We start from the raw sequence: 23,804 nt of genomic DNA, 5'->3' as shown, positions 1-23,804 counted from the left end.
GGGCATGAGCCCCGACGAAGCCTTCGACACCGCCTACCGTGAGCATTACTGGGCGGTGAGCCGCTTCGTCGCGCGACGGCTCGACGGGCAGCCGAGCGAGGTCGAGGAAGTGGTCGCGGAGGTGTTCGCCGTCGCCTGGCGGCGCCGCCGCGAGCTGCCCGGGTCGCCCCTGCCCTGGCTGTACGGGGTGGCGCGGAACTGCCTGGCCAACGCGGTGCGCGGGCGCGGCCGGTACCGCAGGCTGCTCGCCAGACTCGGCCACCACGAGGTGACGCGCGGCCGGCGCACCGTGTCGGGCCCGGACGCCGAGCGGCCGGGCTCCTGGGTGCTGGAGGCGCTGGACCGGCTCACCGAGGCCGACCAGGAGGTGCTGAAGCTGACGGCGTGGGAGGAGCTGACCGTCGAGGAGCTCGCCACCGTCCTGGGATGCGGCCGGTCGGCCGCGGCCATGCGGCTGCACCGGGCCCGGCAGCGGCTGCGGGCGCAGATCGACACGGTGCGCGGGACTGTCCCGGTGCCGGCGGGGACCAGCACGGAGGAACAAGGGACATGACCGACGAACTCGACCTGCTCCGCGGCGCCGACCCCGTCCCCGCCGGCGACGAGCGCTGGCATGACCGCCCGCTGGACTTCGCAGGCGAGCGGCGGCTGCGGCAGCTGGTGTCCGGCGCCCGGCGGCGCCGCACCGTCCGGCGGATCGTCATGGGTGCGGCCACGGCGACGGCGGGCGCGGTGGCCGCCATCGCGCTGACCGTCTCGGGCCCTGCCTCCTCCCCGGCCGTGGCCGCCCCGGTGGCGCTGCGGCCGCACGCCTCCGCCGCCGATGTGCCGCTCGCGGAGATCGCCCGCCGGGCCCGGGCCGCGGCGGCCGCCGAGCCCGGGACGTCGGTGCACGGCAGCCATGTCCAGGACTGGTCGCTGGGCCTGGAGTCGGGGAAGGACGCGGTGACGGTCCCCCTGGAGACGCTGACCCGCTGGAACGCGGACGGCAGCGGCTCGCTTCTCGTGGTGGCCACCGACCCCCGCCACCCGGGCCGCCCGGTCATCGACGACGGCGTGCCACCCCGTACGGTCCACGACGGCAAGGTGGTGCAGCGGGAGAGCTACCCGCCGGGCATCGGCGGCGCGAACCAGAGCTTCTTCGAGCCGCCGCCGGCCGGCGCCGCCGCGCTGCGCGACTACCTCGCCGTCTGGCACCCGGGCGCGGACCGCGACCCGGACGAACTGCTCGGCGCGGTCCGGGACTTCCTCCGGGTGTGGACACCCGGCCCGCGCGAGACCGCGAACCTCGCCACCCTCATCTCCCGTGACGCGGGCCTGCGCCCGGCCGGCCGGGTCACCGACCGGATGGGCCGGGAGGGCCAGGCGTTCGTGCGCACCACCGACGGGCTGCGGCAGATGGTCGTCCTCGACCCGGACGACGGGAGGGTGCTGGACATGGAGGAGACGTACACCCGCGACGACCCCGAGTACCGGATCGCGGCGGGCGACGTGCTCTCGTACACGGCCTGGCTGTCCTGAGCGCTCGCTCCGACGCGGCCGCTCAACATCCGTGCGGCGCGGGGGTGTCATAGGGTGATCGGCCTATGCACTCCTCAGTCTCCCAGCGGCGGACGCGGCTCCTGCTGCCCGCGCTCGCCGCCGCCGGCGCGGCCGTGGGGCTCGCGGGCTGCGCCTCCGGGACCGGTGCCCGGGACGACGGCGCCGCTCCCCGGCTGTCCGCGCCCACCAGCGCCGTGCCGCTGTGGCCGGACTTCACTCCGCCGCCGACACCCGAACATGAGGGGCAGGCCCCCCGCTTCGTCCGCTATCTGCCCGTCGACGGCGTGTCCGCGCCCGCCGGCGGGCTGGCGGGGGTGTCCCCGAAGCGGCTGCTGGACAGGGACCCCAATGTGCCGAAGGTGGTGCAGAGCGCGCTGGCCGCGTGTCCGCGCGCCGACTGCCCGCTGCGCAAGCCGGTCCTGCGCGATCTGACCGGCGACGGCCGGGACGAGCTGGTGACCGCGGTCGACCTGCCGAAGTTCCAGCGGACGCTGGTCCAGGTGTACTCGGCGGAGGGCCGGACCATCAGACCGGTGCTGATCTACTGGGGCCAGCTGGGCGTCACCGGCGAGACGTACGGCCGTGACCTGGTCATCACGTCGACCGGCGAGGACGGCCGGCTGACCGCGCGTTACCGCTGGAACGGCGACGTCCTGGCCGCCGTCACCCCGCGCGGCGCCTCCACCGCCCCGGATGCCGGGGTTCCCGTCCCCGCCGCCCCGGACGTCGCGGAGACCCGCCCCGGCGCCGTGCCGGCCGAGACCACCCCGCCGAGGAGGACGCCATGACCTCCGCCTTCCCCCCGCCCGCGCCCGCCGGGCCGGGCCCCGCGGCGCCCGGCCCCACCACCGAGGCCCACCTCCTGCTCGTGGAGGACGACGAGGTGATCCGCAACACGGTGCGCATGCTCCTGGAGCGCTACGGCTTCACCGTGTCCACCGCCGGGGACGGCCTCACCGGCCTCGAGCTGTTCCGTGAGCGGCAGCCCGATCTGCTGCTGCTGGACGTCATGCTGCCCGAACTGGACGGCATCGGGCTGTGCCGCCGGATCCGCGAGCTGAGCCTGGCCCCGATCCTGATGATGTCCGCCCGCGGCGACGCCCTGGACGTGGTCTCCGGTCTCGAGGCGGGGGCCGACGACTACGTGGTCAAGCCGGTCGAGAGCGCGGTGCTGGTGGCCCGTATCCGCTCCCTGCTGCGCCGCGCCTCGTTCGCCCCCGTACAGCGGAGCGCGCCCGGTGGGCCGGAGGGGGAGACGGCCGAGGAGGAGCCGCGGACGCTCGCCTTCGGCGACCTGACCATCGACCCCCGCGGGATGGAGGTGCGCCGCGCCGGCCGGCTCCTGGCCCTGACGCCGACCGAGCTGCGGATGCTGCTGGAGTTCGCCGCGTCGCCCGGCGTGGTGCTGGAGCGCCGGACGCTGCTCAGCCGGGTGTGGGACCACGCCTGGCACGGGGACACCCGCGTGGTCGACCTCCATGTCCAGCGGCTGCGGGCCAAGATAGGCGCGGAGCGGATCGAGACGGTCCGCGGCTTCGGCTACAAGCTGCGGCGCTGACGATGGCACTGAGATGGCGGATAGCCGCCCTGGTGGCGGCGGCCGCCTGTGCGGTCGCCGCGGCGGTCGGCGTGCTGGTGCACCGCGCCTCACAAGAGCGCGAGCTGTCGCAGGCGCGGGACGCCGCCCGCACCACGCTGGAGCGGGCCGCCGCCATCTATGCCCGCACGGGCGACGTCGAGGGTTCCGGAGCCGCACTGGACGCCCCCGGACTCCCCGGCGGACTGCGCGGCCTGGTACGCAAGGGACACCAGGGCACCGAGTTCACCACCGGGGCCGGTGGGCCCACGATGTGGGCCGCCAGACCCGCCGACGGCAAGATCCTGTCGGTCCGGGTGGACCTGGGCACCTCCATGCGCGACATCAGCGCGCTCGACACCAACATCGTGCTGGCCGGCCTGATGGCCACCGCCGTGGTGCTGCCGCTGGGGGTGGTGACCGCCGGGCGGATGAGCCGGCGGCTGCGTACCGCCGCGGCGACCGCGCGCCGGATCGCCCTCGGTGACCTGGACGCCCGTATCGCGGCCACCGCCCGCCCGCACGACGAGATCGCCGAGATCTCGGGGGCCGTGGACTCGATGGCGGCCGCGCTCCAGGAACGGCTGCTCCGCGAGCAGCGGTTCACCGCCGATGTGGCCCACGAGCTGCGCACCCCGCTGATGGGTCTGGTGACCGCGGCCGAACTGCTGCCGCCGGGCGAGGCCGCCGGGTATGTGCGGGACCGGGTGCGGGTGCTGAGCACGCTGGTCGAGGACCTGCTGGAGATCTCCCGGCTGGACGCGGGAGCGGAGCGGGCCGATCCGTCCCCCTGCCCCCTCGGGGCCCTGGTGGCCGAGGCGGTCGCCCGCACCGCGCTGGACGTACGGCTGGGCACCGGCCCGGGGGCGGAGGAGGGCGCCGGGGACGGACCGACGGTGTGGACGGACCCCCGGCGGATGGAGCGGATCGTGGCCAATCTGGTCGTCAACGCCCATCGCCACGGCCGCTCCCCGGTCGAGGTGACGGTGGACCCGGACCGCAGGACCGTGACCGTGCGCGACCACGGCCCCGGCTACCCGGACGATCTGCTGCGGGACGGCCCGCAGCGGTTCCGCACCGGCGCGCGGGAGCGCGGCCGGGGCCACGGCCTGGGGCTGACCATCGCGCTGGGCCAGGCGGAGGTCATCGGCGCCGCGCTGGCGTTCTCCAACGCGCCGGACGGCGGGGCGGTGGCCACGCTGCGTCTCCCCGAGGGCCCCGAAGCGGCGCCGGTCGAAGCGGCGGCGGCACCGATACACGGCTGATACATCGTCGAGCGGGATTCGAGGCCCGGCCGAGCCGGGGCCGTTACCGGGCTTTGCGGTTTTCAAGATCTCCGCTGTCGAGGATGGCTCCGCCCGCGAATATCTCGCGGGGCTCGACGGAGGTGCTCCCGGTATGACAGGTCCGCGTATGGCGTTACGCACTCGGCGCGAGCCGGACGGCGCGGCGGCCCGCGAGGAGACGGCCGGGGCCGCTGAAGGGACGAGAGCGAGAGGGGGAAGGCGGGTAAAACAAGGGAAGCAGCGGAAGCGGGCGAAACCGACCGGGCTGCGGCGCTTCTTCACCTGGCGCAAGCTGCTGGCCTACGTGATCGCGCTGTGCGCGCTGCTGGTCGGGACCTTCGCGGTCCTCTACTTCCTCATCGACATCCCCAGGGCCAACGCCCTGGCGAAGGCCGAGAGCAATGTCTACCGGTACAGCGACGGAACGGTCCTGGCCCGCACCGGCGACATCAACCGCGAGTCGGTGCCCCTGAGCAGGGTGCCGAAGGCCGTGCAGCACGCGTTCGTCGCGGCCGAGAACAAGACCTTCTACGACGACCCGGGCATCGATCCGATGGGCGTCGCCCGCGGCCTGGTCAACACCGTGACCGGGAAGGGCACCCAGGGCGGCTCGACCATCACCCAGCAGTACGTCAAGAACTACTACCTGAGCCAGGAGCAGACCGTCACCCGCAAGGTGAAGGAGCTGATCATCTCCCTCAAGGTGGACCAGCGGAACTCCAAGGACGACATCCTCGCGGGCTATCTGAACACCAGCTACTTCGGTCGGGTGGCCTATGGCGTCCAGGCCGCGGCCAGGGCGTACTACGACAAGGACGTCGAGGACCTGACCGTCGCCCAGGGCGCCTATCTCGCGGCGCTGGTGCAGGCCCCCAGTCAGTACGACTGGGCGGTCGCGACCCCGGCGGCGAAGCGGCTGGTGACCCGGCGCTGGAACTACGTCCTGGACAACATGGTCGAGATGGGCTGGCTGAACGCGGGCGAGCGGCGGACCCTGCGCTTCCCCGAACCGGTCGCCCCCCAGCCGACCCGGGGCCTGGGCGGGCAGGCCGGCTACCTGGTGGACGCCGCGCGGAACGAACTCATCGCGGCCGGGGTCAGCGAGCAGGAGCTGGCCGCGGGCGGCTGGACGATCACCCTCAACATCGACCCGGACAAGCAGCGCGCCCTGGAGCGCACGATGAAGCCGGCGCTGCGCGACAAGGACACACAGGGCGCGGCGGTCTCGGTGGACCCCGGGAGCGGCCGGCTGCTGGCGCTGTACGGCGGCCGGGACTACACCAAGCACTACCTCAGCAACGCCGCCCGCGCCGACTACCAGGTGGGGCCCGTCTTCCTGCCGGTCGTGACCGCCACCGCGCTGGAGAACAAACAGGGGCGGAAGAACGGCCGGGCGGAGGTGAAGGACATCGCGGTGGCCCTCGGCATGTCCCCGGACACCACCGGCCTCACGGACCCGCTGACGGTGTCGCTGGGCCTGGCGGGCGTGAGTCCGCTGCGGATGGCCGGCGCCTACGCCACGTTCGACCGCCACGGCGAGCGCGTCACGCCGGTCATCGTGAAGTCCGCGCGGCGCGGTGCCGAGACGGCCGGGCCGCCGCGAGCCATCGGCGACCGGGCGGTCACCCGCGCGACCGCCGACGCCGTCACCTCCGACCTCGTGCGGAACGGCGAAGGGCCGCTGGCGGCGCGCAGCCTCGCCCGGCCCGCCGCGGGCATCTCCGGCACCGCCGACGACAAGAAGTCGGCCTGGTACGTCGGCTACACCCCCGACCTGGTCACGACGGTCGCCTTCTTCGGTGAGGACGCGAAGAGCCGGAAGCAGATCCGGCTGAAGGACACCGGGACCGACGTCCTCGCGAAGGTCTGGAGCACCTACACGCGGGAGGCGCTGCGCGGCAGGGCCGCGTCCGGATTCGACCTGAAGGGGGCCTTCCCCACGGTGCGGGTCCCGGAGCTGCGGAGTTGAGGGCGCGCCGCCGCGTCATGACCCATTCGTCATGATCCGTCCGGCTGGCACCGGGGGCACCAGGCGGTGGTCCGCCCCGCCATCCGGGTGCGGCGCAGCGGGCCGCCGCAGCGCGGGCAGTGCGGGTCGGGGTCGTCGCGGCGGCCGGTGAGCCAGGAGGGGCCGGTGGGCACATGGCCCGCCCGCACCGATGTCCGCAGCACGCCGCGCATCTCGCGCTCCAGCCGGGCCCGCTCCTCGGCGCTCAGCCCGGCGGTCGGCCGCGCCGGGTGGATGCCCGCGCGCCACAGGATCTCGTCGCCGAGGAGATTGCCGAGCCCGGCGACGACGGACTGGTCGGTCAGCGTCGCCTTGACCCGCCCGCGCCGCCCCGCCAGCAGCCGGTCGAGTTCGGCGCGGCCCACGGACAGCGCGTCCGGGCCCTGGTCGCCCAGGATCCGGTCCACGTCGGCCTCGGTGGCGGCCAGCCACAGGCCCTGGAGCTTGCGCTGGTCCCGGTAGCGGAGGTCATGGCCGTCGTCCAGGGCGAGGGTGACACGGTCGTGCGGATGGGGCGGGTCGTCGTGCGGGCGGCACAGCAGATCGCCGGTCATTCCGAAGTGCAGGAGTACGGTGGGACCGTCGGTACGGGCGATCAGCCATTTGCCGTGCCGCTCCGGTGCGCCGAAGCGGCGGCCGGTCAGGTCCCGCCGCAGCCGCTGAGGCGTCACCCCGCGCAGCACTCCGGCGTCGCTCACCTCGACCCGCTCCACCCGGCGGCCCTCCGCGCAGGAGGCCAGCACCCGCCGGTAACCCTCCACATCGGGTAGCTCGGGCATAGCGCCACCCCCACGATTCGCGGCCTTTACAGCACGTTAACTCCGGAAAAGTCCGTAATCCGATTAAAGTAGCAGGTTATGCGATTCCTCCGCTCTTCAGCGGACCGGGGAGCTTACGGTCACAGCCGTAGGCTCTTCGCGGTTGCGCGGTGCCTGCCCTTCGTGGCCCTCGTCGCGGTGATCACGATCGAGCTCTCACCAGCGCATGTCATATACACCGGCCCCCTGCTCTCCCCGGCCCCGGCGCTGGCCGCGGTGACCATGGGGCCGCTCGGCACCAGCGCGGTGGCCCTGCTCGCCTTCGGGGTGAGCTCGGCCACCGCGACCGCCAACCACGCCTGGGGCACCCAGCAGGTGTACGCCAACATGGCCGCGCTGCTGCTGGTGGCGCTCGCGAGCGTGGTCGGCAGCGCCGTGCGGGTCCGCAGGACACAGGAGCTGACCCAGGTGCGGCGCATCGCCGAGGTCTCGCAGAACGTGGTGCTGCGGCCGCTGCCCACCCGGATGGGCATGGTGATGGCCGCCAGCGTGTATCTGGCGGCCGAGCGGGGTGCGCAGATCGGCGGCGATCTCTACGAGGCGATGACCACCCGGTTCGGGGTGCGCCTGATCGTCGGGGACGTACGGGGCAAGGGGCTGGCGGCCGTGCGGTCGGCCGCGGCGGTGCTGGGCGCCTTCCGCGAGGCGGTGCACTACGAGCGGGACCTGGCCGAGGTCATGCACCGCTGCGCGGCCGCGCTCCAGCGGGAGTACGCGCTGATGGACCGCACCGACCCGCGGAACTGGGAGGAGCAGGCCGAGCAGTTCGTCACCGTGCTGCTGGCGCAGGTGCCGGACGACGCGACGATCCAGGTGATCAACCGCGGCCATCCGCCGCCGCTGATCGTCCAGGGCGGCTGCGTGCGGACCCTCTCCCCCACCCGTCCGCTGCCCCCGCTGGGCCTGGAGGAGTTCCTCACCGGGCCGCCCATCGGCACCGAGACCTTTCCCTTCGCCGTGGGCGAGCGGATGCTGCTGCACACCGACGGGGTGCTGGAGGCGCGCAACCGCTCCCACGAGTTCTTCCCGCTGTCGGAGACCCTGGAGATACTCGACGGCGCGACTCCGGAGGAGTACCTGGAGCGGCTGCGCCAGGCGCTCGTCCGGCACGCGGACGGGCACCTGGCGGACGACGCGGCGATGATCCTGATCGAACGAGCCGTCACGGCCCCCGCCCCCGGCGAGCCCTAGGGGGCGCGAGGCCGGCGTCAGCCGGCGGGCAGCGTCGCGCGGCCGTAGGGGACCAGGCGGACCGGGCCGATCAGGCCGTAGCGCTGCCGCTTCGCGGCGCCGAACTCGGCGGGGCGGACGGTCCGCAGCCGGTTGAGCAGCGTGGTGGCCACCTCGACCTCGATGGCGTTGTCTCCACGCCGCAGCAGGCCCCCCAGATCCACCACGCCGGTCACCTGGTCCACGGGGCCCACCGCGGTGCCGTTGACCGTGACCCGGTAGGTGTCGAAGACCTCCCCCAGCTCGAGCCGGGCGCCGGTGGCGCCGGTCCAGCCGCGCCCCAGCCGCACCGTGGCGCGGTAGCGCCCGACGCCGGACACGTCCTGGAGGCCGGGGAGGTCCGGCCAGGCCGCGAGGGCGTCGAGGTCCAGCCGGTGTTCCACCGTGACATGGCGGTCGGGCGAGCGGCCCGGCCGCCAGTCCGCCACCCGTAGCGACCAGCGGTCCAGGGCGAGCGGCGCGGGCAGCTCGCCGATGCGGGCGACTGCCCTCCGGCCGTCGCTCAGCACGGTCTCGCGGGCGCCGGGGCGGGTGTCCACCACCTCCAGGACACCGTCCGTGACCCGCGCCGACTCGGCGTCGGTGCTGACCGCGTGGAGCGGCCCGGCGCCGCGCGCGAGCGCGACGAGGGCGGTGGCCCCGGGCGCCAGGGTCATCCGCAGCGTGACCCGGTCCCCGTCGCGGCGGTGGACGGCGACCGGCGCCACCTCGCCGGTCCAGGCGTCGAGCGCGTACGGGGTGGCCTTCGCCCAGGGCGCGGCGATGGCCACCTCGTGGTCCACCGTCTCGGCAGCCGAGCCGTTGGCGAAGAAGTGGTACGCCACGTCCCGCGCCGCCCGGTGGCAGTGCAGCAGCGGCGAGCGGGCCGCGTACGCCACCTCGGGCCCGAGGCCCAGGTCGGCCAGGGCCGCCGGGATGTCGGGCCGGTCGGCGACATTGCGCACCCCGGGGACGGCGAGCAGCCGGGTGATCAGGGCGCGCAACTGGTCGTCGTCGCCGTCGTGCGGCAGCCCGGGCACATGCCCGTCGGACCAGTCCCCCACCACGATCATCGGAAGGCCGTCCTCGGCCAGCTCGATCAGTTTGCGGGCGGTCCCCAGTTCCAGGGTGCGCTCACGCCCGATCATGACGTCGCCCTCCAGCACCAGGACCTTGAACGCGGGCCCGTCGGGCGCCAGCCGCCCGCCCCGGACCACGGCGCTCGGCAGGCCGAGCGAGCGCGGGCTGAGGAAGGTGTGCGTCCAGCCGAGCGGCACCCCGTCCGCGGTGAACCAGGGCGCGCCGAGCCCGGAGCCCGCGTAGCCCTTCTGGCGCAGCACGGCCACGTCCACGCGGTGGCTGCCGGTCTGGAGCACGCCCTGGATCCGGCCCAGGTATCCGGCCACGTCGGACACATGGCGCCAGGCCGGGGTGCGCGGCCCCCAGGCCTCGCCGTATCCGGGGCCGCCGTGGTACGGGGAGAAGGCGGCGAAGCCCGGCCAGGCGGCGCCGGGCGCGGTCGCGTAGCCGAAGCCGTGGAGCACCGCCTGGTTGACGCCCGCGCAGTACTGGGTGACCAGCTTGCGCAGGGTGGCGTCCCAGGTGGTGGCGTACGCGCCGCCCGCCGTGGCGCCCGCCTCGTTGGACAGCACCCGCCCGCCGCCCATGTCCCGGCCGCCCGCCAGACAGCGGAAGTCGTCGAGGTTCTTGAAGCCCAGCGACTCGCCTTCGGGGATGTCCAGGAGCGAGGCGCTGTGGATCGCGTCGGTCTCCAGGCCGTAGGGCTGGACGCGCAGGGCGAGGCCCAGCGAGTGGGCCCAGTCGCGCAGCGGCAGCAGGTGGTGTTCCAGATACAGATCGGTGATGACCTGCATGTAGTCGCGGCGCACCGCCTTGTTGGTGGCGGCGTCGAAGGCGAAGACATACTTCTCGTCCTTCTCGATCACCGCGGCCAGATACGGCAGCAGGGGGTGGCCGATCCGCCGCTCGAACTCCTCCGCGAGGCCGGGGGTCCACAAGGTGGCGTCGGTCTCGATCTCCAGGGAGTCCTCGAACAGCGCGCCCCCGGCCCGGCGCAGCAGCTCCCGGACCCGTCGGGTGAGGATGCGGCGCTCCCAGAAGTCGGTGACCGCGCGGGTGCCGGCGGCGCTGAAGTGGTCGACGACATAGGCGAGCGGGGAGGTGTGGGCGGGGCCCTCGGGCCGCTGGCCCGAGCCGCGCTCCCAGTACGAGATCACCGCCCACTGTCCGTCGTCGGGCGCGGTCCACTGGAGCGCCCCGTCGCGGACCAGCGCGGTCAGATCGATCACCGAGTCCCGGTCCAGTTGCAGCGGCGCCGGGGCCGCGGCGGCCGCGCCGATACGGGCCGCCTGCACCCACAGCAGCCGCCGCGCGGTGGCGGCACCGGCCGCGGGCACCACCGGTGGCGGCACCGGGCCCGCGTAGGAGCCTTGAGACCCCTGGAAGACAGTCAGGCCGTGGGCCAGCTCGGAGGCCGCCGCCGCGCTGTCCGGGGTGATGGTGGGCACGGCGGCGGGCCAGGCCGGGCCGATGGTCACATCCACGGTGAGGCCACGCCGGTCGGCCTGGCGCAGGGCGCTCTCCAGACCGGCGACCCAGGCCGCGGTCCCCCAGCCGTAGCGCTCGGCGTCGATCGGCTCGCTGAGGCTGTGAGTGACGGCCGCGACCTCCACCCCGCCGAACCCGGCGTCGGCGATCTGGTCGACCTCCCGGGCAACCTCGGCCGGGTCCACCAGGCCGTCCGGCCACCACCAGCGGAACTTGGGCCGCACCGCGCGGCCCGGCGAGGCGAACGCGGCGGCGAAGCCGGGCCGCGGGGCCTTGCCGCGCGCCGCGGCGGGTGTCGCGGCCGCCGGGAGCACCGCGGCCGCGCCGGCCGCCGCGACCAGGCCGAGCAGCGCCCGGCGGCGCGGGCCGCCTCTGTCGTCTCTCATGCGTCACTCCCGGTCGGCGGCTCGTAGACGGAGGTGAAGGTCCAGGTCCCGGAGGCGACCGCGTACACCCGCGCGCCGTCCTCGGTACGCAGCGGACGCGCCCCGTCCGGCGCCCCCACGGCCCCGGAGGTGACGGGCACCCGCACCTCGGCGGTGGTCCCGGCGGGCACCGTCACGGTCAGCCGGTACGCGGAGCCGTCGCGCCGCCAGGCGCTGCGGGCGGGGCCGTACGGGGTGGTGTACGAGGCGGCCACCTGGGTCAGGTCGCCGACGACGGCGGGCGCGAAGAGCAGCTTGCGGTAGCCGATCGAGTCGTCGGTCTGCCGGATTCCGGCGAGGGAGCCGGTGAACCAGGAGTCGACCGAGCCGAGCATGAAGTGGTTCTGGGACTGGCCGGAGCCGCCGTCCCAGGTCTCGCCGAGCGTGGTGTTGCCGTGCACCACCTGGTAGCCGTAGCTCGGGCTGTCGGTGCGGGTGGCGATCCGGTAGACCACGTCGTCGCGCCCGGCGGCGGACAGCACCCGGAAGGCGGCGGGCAGCGAGATCTCGCCGAGCACGAGGTGGTCACCGGCCTGCTCGACGCTGTGCACGAAGTGGTCGAACAGCCGCTGCCGCTGGCCGTCGGGTACGGCGCCCATGTCCAGCGCGAGCGCCTCCGCGCCGTGTCCGCCACCGCCGAAGGTGCCGGTCGCGGCGTCGTAGTACTTCGCGGACAGGGCGGCGACCGAGGCGTCGGCCTTCTCCCGGTACGCGGCGGCGTCCTCGCGCTCGCCGAGCACACCGGCGATCCGGCCGAGGGTGTCGACGACCCGCCAGTAGCCGTAGGTGCCCGCGACGGCGCGCGGGAAGGTGCGGTCGGGGGTGATCCAGTCGCCCAGGCCGTAGTCGAGGATGCCGTCGCTGACCTGTTGGGCGAGGAAGGCCGCGTACCGCTTCATCCTCGGGTAGTAGGCGCGCAGCGTCTCCTGGTCGCCGTAGGTGGTGTAGAGCTGCCAGGGGACGAGGACGAACGCCCCGCCCCAGTTGGCGTCGTTGCGGTAGGAGCCGGGCAGCAGGGTGTAGTCCGGCACGGTGCTGGGGATCAGGCCGTCCGGGGTCTGGGCGTCGGCCATGTCCCGCACGATCTTGCGCAGCTGGGACTGCATGTCGTAGTTGGCGGCCAGGGCGGGGAAGACCAGTTGGTCCTGTTCCAGCCAGCCGAGCTTCTCCCGGCTGGGGCAGTCGGTGAGCACGCTCATCATGTTGCTCTCGATGGCGCCCCTGATGAGCCCGTGGATGCCGTTGAGCAGCTCGTTGGAGCTGGTGAACTCGCCCGCGGAGGCGTTGTCGGTGCGCAGCGCCAGGCCGCGTACGGACACCTCGGCGCCGGCGGGCAGCCCCTTCAGCTCCAGATAGCGGAAGCCGTGGTAGCTGAAGCGCGGATGCCAGGTCTCCGCCCCGCGGCCGGCCGTGGTGTAGCTGTCCCACAGCGGCGCGCCGACGTTGCTGATGGACTGGTGGGCGTGGCCGTCCTTGAGGCTTTCGGCGGGGTGGACCCGCACGGCGGTGCCCTCGGGCGCGCGCACGGTGATCTCGGGCCATCCGGCGATGTTGCGCCCGAGGTCGAACACCCGGCTGCCGGCCGGGGAGTTCGCGACCTCGGTGCCCTTCAGAGTCTCGGTCACCCGGATCGGCTCGGTCTCGCGGGCGCTGACCTGGGCCGGGTCGGTGGCGGTGCCGGGCGGGGCGACGACGGTGGCGGCGCGCCAGCCGGTGCGGTCCCCGCCGGGCCGGTCCCAGCGCGGGAGCTCCCGGCGGGCGTCGTAGTCCTCTCCCCCGTACCAGTTGGAGGAGGTGGTGGCGCCGAGCGTGGTGCGCCAGTCGGGGCCGCTGGCGATGCGCCGGACGGTGCCGTCGGCGAGGGTGATCTCCAGCTGGGCGAGCAGCTTGGGGTCGCTGAGGTTGCCGTAGAGCTTGCGGTAACGGTCGGCGGTGCTCACGACGTTGGCCATGCCGTTGCCCAGCTCGACGCCGATGGTGTTGGCGCCGCGCCGCAGCCGCTCGGTCACGTCGTAGGTGGCGTACTGCACGCGGTCGGCGAAGTCGGTGTTGGCGGGCTCCAGTACGGCGTCGCCCACCGGGTGGCCGTTGATCCGCGCGTCGTAGACCCCGAGGCCGGTCAGGTAGAGGCGGGCGGAGCGGATGCCCTGGGGGACGGTGAAGTCCTTCGAGAACAGCGGGAGTCCGGCCGGGAGGTACGGCTTCGGCGGCGTCTGCCCGGTGACGCGGGCGGACTCGGTGAACGGGCCGGTGGCCGCGTCCGAGGTGGAGACGGTGTAGTCGACGGGGAAGTCCGGCACCCGGCCGTCGGCGGTGAGGACGTCGGCGCGCGGGTAGAGCAGCACCCGGTCGAAGCGGGCGGTCTGCTTCAGGTCCAGGGTGAGGGTGATGGGCGTGGCGGAGACATCGGCGTCGGGGTGCGGCTTGCTCGCGTACCCGGCGGCGGTCTGCGCGCCGCTGTTGGTGAGCCCGTCCACGGCGAGGGCGGGCTCCCAGGTCTTGCGGACGGTGTTGCTCTCGGAGGCGGTGACCGCCGCCCCTTTGGCGAGGTCGGGGCCTTCGGGGTCGGCCGAGTCGCGCACCTCGATCTCGGCCAGTTGGAGCCGCCGGGTGAGGGTGGGGAAGTCGCCTTCGGCGAGCGGCAGCCCGAGCCGGGTGACGTCGAGCCGTACATAGCGGGCGTCGGTCTTGGGCAGGTCGACGACCACGGGGGTGACCTGACGGCCGCTCAGCTGCCAGTCGGGGTGGCCGATCCACTGGGCTGACCAGTCCTCCGGGGACGTCAGCCCGGTCTCGAAGACGGACGGCGCGCTCCAGCCGGACGCCCGGCCCGCGCCGCCCCCGGTCCACACCTTGACCCGCCAGTACACCCGGGTGCGCGGGCCGAGCCGGTCACCCGCGTAGGTGGCGCGCGGCGCGTCGGAGCGGACCTCGCCCGAGTCCCACAGGTCGGGGCGGCCCGCGTCCAGCCGGGCCGCGCTGGTGGCGGCCTGGACGCGGTAGGCGCGCTGCACGGTGTCCCGGCCGGTGACGGACGGCCGCCAGCTGAGCTCGGGGGTGGTGTCGTCGATGCCGAGCGCTTGGCTCAGGGCCCCGGTGCGCAGCGCACTGGGACGGCCCGCGCCACTCGCGTCGGCGGGGGCCGCCGAGGGCACGGTGGTGGCCAGGGCGGCGAGGGCCGCGACGGCGGTCGTCGCGAGCCGGGCGAGCCGTCTGCGGCGCAGCGGTGGCCGCGGAGGTCGGACGGGTCTGTCCATGGAGCATCTCCGAATGAGTGGTCGGGGGCCCAAGAGGGATACGGGCAGAAGTCGGGCGCGCCGGAACACGAAACGGGCGCGAAGCGGGCGCGGCCCGGGGCCGCGGCTCCGGGCCGCTGGTCAGGCGCGGGTCAGACGGGCCGTCACCGGGCGCAGCGGGCGCAGCGTCACCGGCCCCAGCAGCCCGGACGGCAGCGGCTTGCCGCGCTCGTTGGAGAGGGTGTTGGCCACGCGGACGGCGATGGTGTTGACGCCGGGGCGCAGCAGCTCGGTGACGTCCACGGAGTACGGGGCCCACAGCGCGGTCGGCAGCGCGGTGCCGCCCACCGTCACCCGGGCCACCTCGCGCACCTCGCCGAGGTCGAGATGGAGACGGCGGCCGTCGAGGTCGGCGCGGGTGAGGGTGATGTCCTTGGTGTAGGTGGCGCTGCCGGAGAAGCGCGGGTCCAGGTCGGCCCAGCTGCCCAGCGGCCGTACGACGGGCTCGGCGCCGTCCCGCTCCAGGGTCAGGGTCCAGTCCCCGTCGAGCGGAATCGCCCGCAGCGGGTCGGTGACCTCGGCCTCGCCGCGGTAGGTGTGGCGCCCGTCGGTGCCGGTGAAGGCGTAGCGGCCGGGTGCGTCCGCCAGTGCCTTCGCCCGCAACCCGCCGCCCTCGGCGGTCACGGCGGTGACCGGGAGGTCGGCCCGGGTCAGATGGGCGCGCGCCGTGGTGCCCGCGCGGAACACCACGGCCAGCGTCTCGTACGGGCGCAGGCGCAGCGGCAGCCGGGTGGCCTCGGCGCCGGGCCGGCCGGCGGTGGTGTGGACGGGGGCGGGGGTGACCGTGCCGGTGGCCGGGTCGCGCAGCTCGGGTGTGCCGCCGGCCGGGAAGACCGCCTCGGTGTCCACGGTCTCGGCGCTCTCGTTGTTGAGCAGGAAGGCCGTGTCCCGGCCGGCGGTGGTGCGCAGCACGAGCACCGAGGGGGCGGGCGGATCGAGCACGGCGGCGGCGACGCCCGCGGCGCGGGCCGCCGCGCCGAGGCCGGCGGGGTCCGCGACCCGCTCGGCCCGCCCCCGGCCGACCCGGCGGCTGCCCGGGACCTGCTCGGGGAACAGGGCCCGCAGGGCGCGGCGCAGCGCGGCGTCGTCGCCGTTCGCCTCCTGGTCGGGCAGCTCGCCGACCGCGAGGACCGTGCCGCCGCCGCGGGCGAAGTCGGCGAGGGTGCGGACGGTGGCGGCGTCCAGGACCGGGGTGTTGGGCACCACGGCCAGCTCGTAGCGGGCGTGGCCGACGGCCAGGGTGCCGCCGTCGGTCCTGGCGTGGTCGCGCAGCGCCCGGTCGCCGGACAGGGCGCCCTCGTGGACGAGGTCGAAGTCGGTCTGGGCGGTCTCCAGCGCCCGGGCGGCCGCGCCGAACGCGGTGTCCAGCGCGGTGCCCTGGTCGGTGCCGCGCCACTGCTCGGCGGCGCGCTGCGGCTGGATCAGGGCGGTGCGGGCGGCGGAGGTGCCGCGGACGGACTCCATCACGCGCCCGGTCCAGTCGGCCAGCGGGCGCATGGCCCACCACCAGGGGGCGCGCGGGCCGATGGGCGGCGGGAAGTAGACCCGGGTCTCGTCGGTCCACAGCGCGTGCAGCACCGTCAGGTTGACGCCCCGGGCGGCGCCCGCGCCCAGCAGTGCGTGGGCGAAGGCGGGCGCGACCTGCCACCCCATGTTGCCGAAGGCTTCCAGCAGCACCCGCTCGCGGCCCGCCTGGTGGGCGGCGCTCGCCGGGTTGCGCGGGATCATGCTGGGCTTGCCCGCCACATACTCGCCGGTGATCATGTCTCCGCCGGGGATCTGCGCCCACTGGTTGACCTTGTGCAGATCGCCGGTGGAGGCGATGCGCCTGGCGGGGGCGGCCTCGTCGTACAGGGGGTTGGTGATCAGGGCGACGCGGCGCTCGGCGTACCAGCCGGCCTGTTTGCGGAAGGAGAGCGCGAACCGGTCGGAGACCGCCTGCCAGAACCGTCCGCGCAGCACCCGGCCCTCCCGGCCGAGGCCGTCGTCCAGGAGCGCGGCGTACGCCCGGCCGGGCTCGGCGCCGACCGCGCGCAGGGCCGCCTCGAGCGTGGGCGACCAGGGCGCCCGCTTGAAGTGCGGCTCGGCGGAGGCGAAGAACGGCTCGTCGTCCCAGAAGCCGGGCACCACGGTGCCGAAGTAGCGGCCGAATCTGCGGTGGCACTCGCCGGGCACCATGTCCAGCATCAGCTCGATGGGTTTCTCGTCGAGCAGGTCGACATACGCGCGGCTGTAGCCCTGGGTGTCGTCGGCCAGGGTCGTCCCGCCGAACACGTCGATCTGCCACCGCCCCGCGGGCACCTCCCAGCGGCGGGTGGTCCGCAGCCGCTCGGTGAGTTCGACCAGCCGCGCGGCGTCGTCGGCGCCGACCGGGCGGGCGGCGGCCGCCACCGGCGCTGCGGTCCCGGGGCTCCGGCGGGTGGCGAACTCGCCGGGGGTGGCGGGGTCGGCGAAGTCCTCGCGGTAGAGGACGGTGTCGTCGGCGGCGGTGACGGTCAGGTCCTCCCACAGGGCGCGCTGGGTGCCGGTGGCGTGCACACCGACGCTGCCCGCCGGGTGGGTGTCGTCGGTGACGGTGCCCTTGTCCTTGTCGTCCAGGCGGACGGTGAGCGTGGCGCCGCTGACGGCCACCCGCAGGGTGTGGAACTTGGTCCGGTTGAAGCCGTCGGTGCGGGCGCTGCGGGCTAGTTCGGATCGCTCGCCGCCGTCCAGCCGGGAGATGGTGACCACCCCGGTCTGGTCGAACTCGACCACATAGCCGTCGTCTCCGGTGGCGGAGGCGCGCAGCAGCAGTCCGGCGGCGGCGGTCTCGGCCTTGGCGCCGCCGGTGACCGTGCAGTCGCCCCATCGGGCCCCGCGGCGGAGCACGGCCGCGCCGTCGAGCACCGCGGCGTCGGCCACGAGCCGCCCGCTCTCGACGCCGACGCCCGTGGTCTCGTACAGGTCGACGGTGGCCGGGCCCTCCACCACGGTGGTCGATCGCCACAGCGCCTTGAGGCGCAGCTCGGGGCGGGCGGGGTAGTGGCGGCCCCCGACCGTGCCGCCGTTCACGATCAGCCCGGCGGCGCGCCCGCTGGGGAAGTGGTTGTCGTTGAACACCCACACCCGCATCCCGGTGCGCTCGGCGACGGCCAGGACGTGTCCGACCACGTCGAACCAGTCCTCGCTGAAGAACACCGGGCTCATCTCGGCGTTGTCGAAGGGGAAGAGGACGACCTCGTACATCCCCTTGTCGCGCAGCTCGGCCATCTGGCGGTCGATCAGCTCATGGGTGACCGGTCCGTTCCAGTACCAGTACACCGTGGGGCGGCTGTCGCGGCGGGGGTCGGTGAACCGGGCCGCCGGGAAGCCGGCCGCGGCGGCGGACTCCGCGTGGGCCGCGGGCAGGCCGGTGCCGAGTGCGGCGACGACCGCCCCGGAGGCCATGACGAAGTGGCGCCTGGTCGGTCGGATCGGTCTTCCGGGCTCTGGGGTGCCGGTTTCAGGCATGGGGGCGCTCCCGTAGGGACAAGGGCGGAAGGAGGGGGAGGGGTCAGCCGTTGGCGCGGTGCAGCGCGGCGACCTCGGCGGCGGTCAGGGCGCGCCCCAGGACGTGGAAGTCGGCGACGGCGCCGTGCAGATACGGGTGGGTCGGGTTCTGGGAGCGGCCGAGGTAGTTGCGGGTGGTGGCGCCGAGCAGCAGCGGTCCGGAGACCACCGCGTCGTTGCGCCCGGCCTGCTCGCCGTCCACGTACAGCACGCCGGTGCCGCCGCCGAGGGTGAGCGCAAGCTGGATCCACCGGCCCGGCTCCAGGGCGGCCGCGGCGTCGATGTAATCCTCCGCCTGCATGCCCGCGATCTTCCAGGCCGCGCGGGCCTTCCCGGCGCCGGTGCGCGCGGTGAGGAAGAGGTAGGTGTTCTTGTGGAAGCCGAGGTCGAAGACGCGCGCGGAGTTGGTCACGCTGTCCAGGAACACCCGGACGGAGAGGGTGAGTTCGGTGAGGCCGGTGAGCAGCCCGGGCGGCAGGGCGACATGGCCGTCCTTGCCGTCCAGCGCGACGGCCGCGCCGTGCGGCGCCGCGGTGGTCCAGGTGGCGCCGCCGGCCAGCCGGGCGTCCGGGAAGCGGCGCAGGGCGTCCGCGCTGGTCGCCCCCGTCCCCTCGGCCAGCGGGAAGCGGGCGATCTCGCGCCGCCGCGGGCCGCGCGGCGGGACGGCGAAGTAGACGTTGTAGCGCTGGTGGTGCACCCGGTGGAAGGGCAGCAGCGGCACCCTTGTCCCCTCGGCGACGGCGGTGAACTCCGGCCCACCGCGGCCCGCCACCGGCCGCACCGAGGAGGGCTCGATGTCCGGGATGGTGCGCGGGCCCGTCTCGCCGTACGCGCCCGCCAGCACCAGCGGGCCGTAGGACACCGCCTTGATGTGCGGGTTGTCCGGCGCCGGGCGCCACACCAGCTCGCGGGGAAAGGTCAGCTCGACGGTGTCGCCGGTGCGCCAGTGCCGGTCGATGGTCAGATAGCGGCCGGGCACCGGCCTGGCGTCCACGGGGCGGCCGCCCACCAGCACCCGGGCCCGGCGGTCCCCGTCCGCGAGCCAGCCGGGCACCCGCACCTTCAGCGCGAGCCGCCCGCCGCCCTCGGTGACGGTCAGCCGGACGGTGTCGGTGTCGGGGTGGCCACCGTGCTGCCGCAGCCGGAAGCCGCGCTCGGCCCAGGTCACTTCGGAGGGGATGAAGAGGTTGACGTACAGGGCCCCGGCCTTCTCGTCGCGGAAGTAAACGGTGTCCGCGAACTTGGTGTGGGTCTCCAGGCCGGTGCCGTGGTCGCAGGAGAAGTTGTCGTAATCGCCGCTGTAGGTGCCGGGCGCGGAGCCGAGGCCGCCCTTGGGCTGGCGGCGCGAACCGGCCCACAGACCGGTGTAGTACGTGACGAAGCCGTGGTCGGAGTCGGGGTCCTGCTCGCCGAGCATCTGGTTGTACAGGGTCCACTCGTAGTGGTCCATGTACGCGGCCCTGCCCGGGTCCTGGAGGAACAGCAGGCGGCCGATCTTGAGCATGTTGTAGCTGTTGCAGTTCTCGCAGGTGTCCTCCGACAGCCTGCTGACGATCTGCCCGGGCGGGCCGAAGAACTCCTGGTTGGAGTTGCCGCCGATGACATAGGAGTGGTCGCGTACGACGATGTCCCAGAAGTTCCGCGCGATCCGCAGATAGCGCGGGTCCCCGGTGGCCCGGTACTCCTCGGCCGCGCCCACGATCTTGGCGATCTCGGTGTTGGCGTGGCGCCCGTCCAGCTCGTCGCGCCCCTCTGCCAGCGGGCCGTACAGCGACTCGTGGTCGAAGCGGCGCGCCGTCCGCAGATGGGCGGGGTCGCCGGTGACCAGGTACAGGCCCGCCAGCACCTCGTTCATGCCGCCGAACTCCACGCCGAGGAGCCGCTGCATGGTGGCCTCGTCGAGCGGGGCGGTGCGGGAGTCGGCCCAGGCCGCCATCCCCCGCGCCACCTCCAGGGCCTGCTCGTTTCCGCTGAGCCGGTACTGGTCCAGCAGCCCGGCCATGATCTTGTGGATGGTGTAGTACGGGGCCCACGGCTTGCCGCCCGCCTCGAGCTCGTCGAAGATCCGCTCGGGAAACGCCGACAGATAGCCCGTCCGGTAGCCCGCGCCGGGCGAGGCCGCCTGACACTCGGCGAGCGCCGCGACGATCCGGCGCGCCTTGTCCGCGTGGACCTCCTCGCCGGTGTTCGCGTGGGCGAAGGCCAGCGCGGAGAGCAGATGCCCGGTGGTGTGGCCGCGCAGCAGCACATTCGGGGCCTCCCAGCCGCCGCAGGGCTCGGCGGTTGAGGGCAGTCCGACATTGAGCCGGAAGGTGTGCAGCAGCCGCTCGGGGTCGACGAAGCGCAGATACGACAGGGTGCGCCGCATATTGGCCAGGAAGGGGCTCTCCAGCAGTCGCACGGCGGAGAGCGGGAAGGGGGTCAGCCGCGCGGGGGCGGCCTCGGCGGGTGCCTCCGCGGGCGTCTCCGCGGATGCCTCCGCGGGTGTCTCCGCGAAGGCGGGGGCGGGCAGCCCCACGGCCAACCCGGCCGCGGCCGCGCCACTCGCGGCCAGCACCCGTCTGCGGCTCATACGGGACCCTGCGGCTGATCCGGATCCGGTCATGGCGGTGCGTCTCCTTCGGGGGCAGGGCGGGGCGGAGCGGTTCCCGGGACCGAAGTTGAAACGTTTCGATTTGGTTGCCAGGAAGCTATGGGCGCATAGCGGGGTGCGTCAAGAGTTGTGCCGCCCTAAGAAGTTGACACGATTCATACGGCGCGGTGGGTCCGGCGGGCGGAACGGCCGCCGGACCAGCGACTAACGCACGGCGGCGCCGAACTCCCCCACCGCCTGCTGGACGATCGCCTCCAGGCGGGCGTGGTGCGCGCCGCGCCAGTAGACCCGCTCGCAGGCGGTGCACTGGGCGAACACGTCGTAGGTGCGGCGCGTGCCGTGTTCCAGGCGCTCGCCGACGGTGTCCTTGTCGGCGTCCTCGAGCGGGCCGTTGCACGCGGTGCAGCGCGTCCAGGGGGCCAGCTCCGGGGTGAACCGGCCGAGTATGTCCCGCAGTTGGTCGTCGGGGCGGTCGCTGTAGACATACGCCCCGGCCCAGAGCTCGCGCCGGCGCAGCAGCCCGCGGTCCCGGGAGAGCAGCACCCGCCGCTGCGCCGCGGAGAGCGCGGCCAGGACGGGGTCGCCGAGGTCCTCGCTCTCGTAGGCCGCGTCCACGCCCAGCAGCCGCAGCCGCCGCGCGAGGGTTCCCAGGTGCACATCGAGCAGGAAACGCAGCGGCGCGCCGGGCACCCGCTGCGGCCGTGCCACCGCGCACACCTCCACGGTCTCCCCCGCCCGCGGCACATGGGACACCGGGGTCTCGCGGCCGTCCACGAGCAATCCGCCGACCTCGGTGAGCGGGACGCCGAGCGACTCGATGACGTGTCCGAGCGTGGACGCGCCGTCGGTGACGACGGCCGTGCGCTCCCGGCGCCGCTCGGGGACGGCGAACATCCGCAGTTCGGGGGCCAGGCTGACATGGATCCGGGGTCCGTTCACATGGCCAGCATGCCAGAAAGTCCCGTCACACCCGTCACTTGCGTCACGCTCCGCGCTCTCCGCCGAATGCCTGAAAGATCGAGGCGCGGACACAAGGATCTCCCGGCCACGCGGAAACCGGTGGGAAGGGGTAATGGCGCGAATACTTCTGCCCGAACGGGCGCCCCAATCACGGGCCATCCGGATTTGCCTATTCCTGTTGACACCCACGACCAGCCACCCCAATGCTGTGAGGGTTCGGTGCAGATCCGCCGCAAACCATGCCTCCCCTTGCGATGGGAATACGCCATGCGCCCATCCTCCGGCGCGCCCGGAAATCGGGGCCCGGCTGCGTAGCGCGGTGACCTTAAGAACCAATCACAAGAAAGGACCAATCATGGAATGTCCTGCCTGGGTGAAGCCGGAAATGCTGCCCGTCGAGTTCGATGTGGACCAGCCGTGCTCCTGTGATTGTTCGGGCGGTGCCGGTGCCGGATCCGGTAACGCGGAGTCCGAGCCGAGACTCGACATCTGACCGACGGCTGTCGGCAGTCCCCGTCAGCCGGCAGGCGGGGCCCCGGCGCGCCCGGAGCCCCGCCTGCTCATCGGAGGTGCAGGATGAAGCTGCTGGAGCAGTGGCACGACCTGATCGTTCCGGAAGATCTCGTCTACTTCCGGTACTCGGAAAAGCGCCTGGTCACCAACCCCGAACTGGCCGCCTGGTGCGTGCTGACCGAGCCGGAACTGGCGGTGCTCGAGGCGCTGAGCCGGGGCCTGAAGCCCCCGTCGCCCGGCGGTGGATCCGCCGAGGTGGAGCGCGCCCTGGCCAAACTGGTGCTCAAGTGGATCGTCTATCTGCCCGGGCACCGCCCGGCGGTGCGCCCTCCCAAAGGGAACCTCACGACCGTCTACTACGCGATCACCGACGGCTGCAATCTGCGCTGCCCGTACTGCTATGCCTCCTCGGAGAAGTGCCTGCCCGGGGAGCTGTCCACCGAGGAGTCGCTCGACCTCGTCGACCAGGCGGCCGACATGGGCGTGGAGCAGTTCATCTTCACGGGCGGCGAGCCCATGCTGCGCAAGGATCTGTTCCAGGTCGCCTCGCACGCCCGCGACCGGGGACTGACGGTCAACATGATCACCAACGGCACGCTGATCCGCACGGCCGAGATCGCGCGGCGGATCGCGGAGATCTTCGGCACGGTGACCGTGAGCGTCGACGGCGGTACGGCGGAACTGCACGAGCGGACCCGCGGCAAGGGCACCTTCGCCCGCACCGGAAAGGGGCTCGGGCTGCTCAACGACGCGGGCGTCGCCCCGGTCATCAACCATGTGGTGACCCCGGAAAACGTGGACGCCCTGGAGAAGGTCTGCGAATTCGTCGACGATCTCAAAGTGCGTCGCGTACGTCTCATGTATCACTCCGACCTCGGCCGTGCGGCCACCGACGGATACGACTTCGGATGGCTGGACTTCCAGAAGATCCAGAATTTCTTCTGGACCAATCCGATGGCCGACAAGCTTCTCCCCGACGGCCCCAGGTCCAGCAAGCCGTGCTCGATCAAGGGCAACTGCGGTATGGGCGGAAATGAAATCTACGTAAATTCACTGGGCGATGTTTATCCCTGCAAACTGGTCACCGAGCAGATACACAAGGCCGGAAACGTCCGGCAGCGCCGGCTGACCGAACTCTTCGCGTCCCCGGTACTCGCCGACATGCGCGGCAACAACGTATTCAGCGGCGAGAATCTGAAGGACTGCCGCCGCTGCTATATCCGGGGCGCCTGCGGCGGTGGCTGCCGGGCGTACCACATGGCGGAGACCGGAGATGTCAATCGCAACGGCCGGCATCTGTGCCGGATGCTGCGCCACTCCATGATCTCCAACTGGTGGCGGGCCACCGGAGTGTCCGGGCGCCAACTCGCCGAACACCAGGAGGAGATGCTCCGGCCCCATCTGGTCCGGGACGACACGGTCCACCCGGTGTACGAGGACTGGAAGACCTCCGGCCGCCGTCTCCTGCCGCTCGTCGACTGA

15 protein-coding genes are annotated in these 23,804 nt (G+C 73.6%); 9 read left to right on the top strand and 6 right to left on the bottom strand.

Going from position 1 to position 23,804, the window contains the following annotated elements:
- Positions 1-4: 4 nt before the first annotated feature.
- The 6 genes from ABTY62_RS29225 to ABTY62_RS29200 all read left to right on the top strand — a co-directional run bounded on the left by ABTY62_RS29225 (position 5) and on the right by ABTY62_RS29200 (position 6,373).
- The gene (locus ABTY62_RS29225; protein WP_311725458.1) at positions 5-553 is read left to right on the top strand and encodes an RNA polymerase sigma factor; all 549 of its coding nucleotides are present in this window, start codon (positions 5-7) and stop codon (positions 551-553) included.
- A complete protein-coding gene (locus tag ABTY62_RS29220) occupies positions 550-1,521 on the top strand; it encodes a CU044_5270 family protein (protein ID WP_352132396.1) in 972 nt (323 codons plus the stop codon). Before ABTY62_RS29225 ends, ABTY62_RS29220 begins: the two co-directional genes overlap by 4 nt.
- 65 nt (positions 1,522-1,586) lie before the next feature.
- Positions 1,587-2,330: a hypothetical protein gene (locus ABTY62_RS29215; RefSeq protein ID WP_352132395.1), complete on the top strand. Its 744-nt coding sequence runs from the start codon at positions 1,587-1,589 to the stop codon at positions 2,328-2,330.
- Complete coding sequence (gene cseB, locus ABTY62_RS29210; protein ID WP_352132394.1) at positions 2,327-3,100, top strand: two-component system response regulator CseB; 774 nt, start codon at positions 2,327-2,329, stop codon at positions 3,098-3,100. The genes ABTY62_RS29215 and cseB overlap by 4 nt, the downstream gene beginning before the upstream one ends.
- Before the next feature lie 2 nt (positions 3,101-3,102).
- Positions 3,103-4,383, top strand: coding sequence for a sensor histidine kinase (locus ABTY62_RS29205; RefSeq protein WP_352132393.1), 1,281 nt, complete (start codon positions 3,103-3,105; stop codon positions 4,381-4,383).
- A 148-nt stretch (positions 4,384-4,531) separates the two neighbouring features.
- Positions 4,532-6,373: a transglycosylase domain-containing protein gene (locus tag ABTY62_RS29200; RefSeq protein WP_352132392.1), complete on the top strand. Its 1,842-nt coding sequence runs from the start codon at positions 4,532-4,534 to the stop codon at positions 6,371-6,373.
- 29 nt (positions 6,374-6,402) lie between these two features.
- Here the strand turns inward: ABTY62_RS29200 and ABTY62_RS29195 are convergent, their stop codons facing one another.
- On the bottom strand, positions 6,403-7,191 hold the full coding sequence (locus ABTY62_RS29195) for an Fpg/Nei family DNA glycosylase (RefSeq protein WP_352132391.1): 789 nt from the start codon (positions 7,189-7,191) through the stop codon (positions 6,403-6,405).
- Positions 7,192-7,269: 78 nt separating this feature from the next.
- Between ABTY62_RS29195 and ABTY62_RS29190 the strand changes: the two genes are divergently transcribed.
- Positions 7,270-8,421 (top strand): PP2C family protein-serine/threonine phosphatase, encoded by a 1,152-nt coding sequence (locus ABTY62_RS29190; protein WP_352132390.1) that lies wholly within the window; start codon positions 7,270-7,272, stop codon positions 8,419-8,421.
- 17 nt (positions 8,422-8,438) lie between these two features.
- Here ABTY62_RS29190 and ABTY62_RS29185 read toward each other — a convergent pair whose 3' ends face one another.
- From ABTY62_RS29185 to ABTY62_RS29165, 5 genes are all read right to left on the bottom strand, one after another.
- A complete protein-coding gene (locus ABTY62_RS29185; protein ID WP_352132389.1) occupies positions 8,439-11,393 on the bottom strand; it encodes a glycosyl hydrolase in 2,955 nt (984 codons plus the stop codon).
- Positions 11,390-14,689 (bottom strand): family 78 glycoside hydrolase catalytic domain, encoded by a 3,300-nt coding sequence (locus tag ABTY62_RS29180; protein WP_352132388.1) that lies wholly within the window; start codon positions 14,687-14,689, stop codon positions 11,390-11,392. The genes ABTY62_RS29185 and ABTY62_RS29180 overlap by 4 nt, the downstream gene beginning before the upstream one ends.
- Positions 14,690-14,809: 120 nt before the next feature.
- On the bottom strand, positions 14,810-18,154 hold the full coding sequence (locus ABTY62_RS29175) for a glycosylhydrolase-like jelly roll fold domain-containing protein (protein WP_352132387.1): 3,345 nt from the start codon (positions 18,152-18,154) through the stop codon (positions 14,810-14,812).
- Positions 18,155-18,260: 106 nt separating this feature from the next.
- Complete coding sequence (locus ABTY62_RS29170) at positions 18,261-20,828, bottom strand: glycoside hydrolase family 127 protein (RefSeq protein WP_352132386.1); 2,568 nt, start codon at positions 20,826-20,828, stop codon at positions 18,261-18,263.
- Positions 20,829-21,053: 225 nt separating this feature from the next.
- On the bottom strand, positions 21,054-21,788 hold the full coding sequence (locus ABTY62_RS29165; RefSeq protein WP_352132385.1) for a Mut7-C RNAse domain-containing protein: 735 nt from the start codon (positions 21,786-21,788) through the stop codon (positions 21,054-21,056).
- Positions 21,789-21,921: 133 nt separating this feature from the next.
- Here ABTY62_RS29165 and stsA point away from each other — a divergent pair, with 133 nt between their 5' ends.
- Both stsA and stsB read left to right on the top strand, forming a co-directional pair.
- Positions 21,922-22,302 carry a StsA family sactipeptide RiPP gene (gene stsA / locus ABTY62_RS29160; RefSeq protein WP_352132384.1) on the top strand — a complete coding sequence of 127 codons (381 nt, stop codon included), beginning with the start codon at positions 21,922-21,924 and terminating at the stop codon, positions 22,300-22,302.
- Positions 22,303-22,385: 83 nt separating this feature from the next.
- Positions 22,386-23,804 (top strand): StsB family radical SAM/SPASM domain sactipeptide maturase, encoded by a 1,419-nt coding sequence (gene stsB / locus ABTY62_RS29155; protein WP_352132383.1) that lies wholly within the window; start codon positions 22,386-22,388, stop codon positions 23,802-23,804.

Source organism: Streptomyces sp. NPDC097640 (assembly GCF_040302705.1).
Lineage (GTDB): Bacteria > Actinomycetota > Actinomycetes > Streptomycetales > Streptomycetaceae > Streptomyces.
Note: the sequence above shows the minus strand (reverse complement) of the source record. Positions and strands in the feature narration are given on the sequence as shown.

Bases quoted from the DNA above. Each gene is read 5' to 3' on its own strand.
- ABTY62_RS29190 (WP_352132390.1), top strand. From the start codon at position 7,270: ATGCGATTCCTCCGCTCTTCAGCGGACCGGGGAGCTTACGGTCACAGC.
- stsA (WP_352132384.1), top strand. From the start codon at position 21,922: ATGGCGCGAATACTTCTGCCCGAACGGGCGCCCCAATCACGGGCCATC.
- ABTY62_RS29175 (WP_352132387.1), bottom strand. From the start codon at position 18,154: ATGGCCTCCGGGGCGGTCGTCGCCGCACTCGGCACCGGCCTGCCCGCG.
- cseB (WP_352132394.1), top strand. From the start codon at position 2,327: ATGACCTCCGCCTTCCCCCCGCCCGCGCCCGCCGGGCCGGGCCCCGCG.
- ABTY62_RS29195 (WP_352132391.1), bottom strand. From the start codon at position 7,191: ATGCCCGAGCTACCCGATGTGGAGGGTTACCGGCGGGTGCTGGCCTCC.
- ABTY62_RS29170 (WP_352132386.1), bottom strand. From the start codon at position 20,828: ATGAGCCGCAGACGGGTGCTGGCCGCGAGTGGCGCGGCCGCGGCCGGG.
- ABTY62_RS29200 (WP_352132392.1), top strand. From the start codon at position 4,532: ATGGCGTTACGCACTCGGCGCGAGCCGGACGGCGCGGCGGCCCGCGAG.
- ABTY62_RS29185 (WP_352132389.1), bottom strand. From the start codon at position 11,393: ATGAGAGACGACAGAGGCGGCCCGCGCCGCCGGGCGCTGCTCGGCCTG.
- ABTY62_RS29205 (WP_352132393.1), top strand. From the start codon at position 3,103: ATGGCACTGAGATGGCGGATAGCCGCCCTGGTGGCGGCGGCCGCCTGT.
- ABTY62_RS29215 (WP_352132395.1), top strand. From the start codon at position 1,587: ATGCACTCCTCAGTCTCCCAGCGGCGGACGCGGCTCCTGCTGCCCGCG.
- ABTY62_RS29220 (WP_352132396.1), top strand. From the start codon at position 550: ATGACCGACGAACTCGACCTGCTCCGCGGCGCCGACCCCGTCCCCGCC.
- ABTY62_RS29225 (WP_311725458.1), top strand. From the start codon at position 5: ATGAGCCCCGACGAAGCCTTCGACACCGCCTACCGTGAGCATTACTGG.
- ABTY62_RS29180 (WP_352132388.1), bottom strand. From the start codon at position 14,689: ATGGACAGACCCGTCCGACCTCCGCGGCCACCGCTGCGCCGCAGACGG.
- stsB (WP_352132383.1), top strand. From the start codon at position 22,386: ATGAAGCTGCTGGAGCAGTGGCACGACCTGATCGTTCCGGAAGATCTC.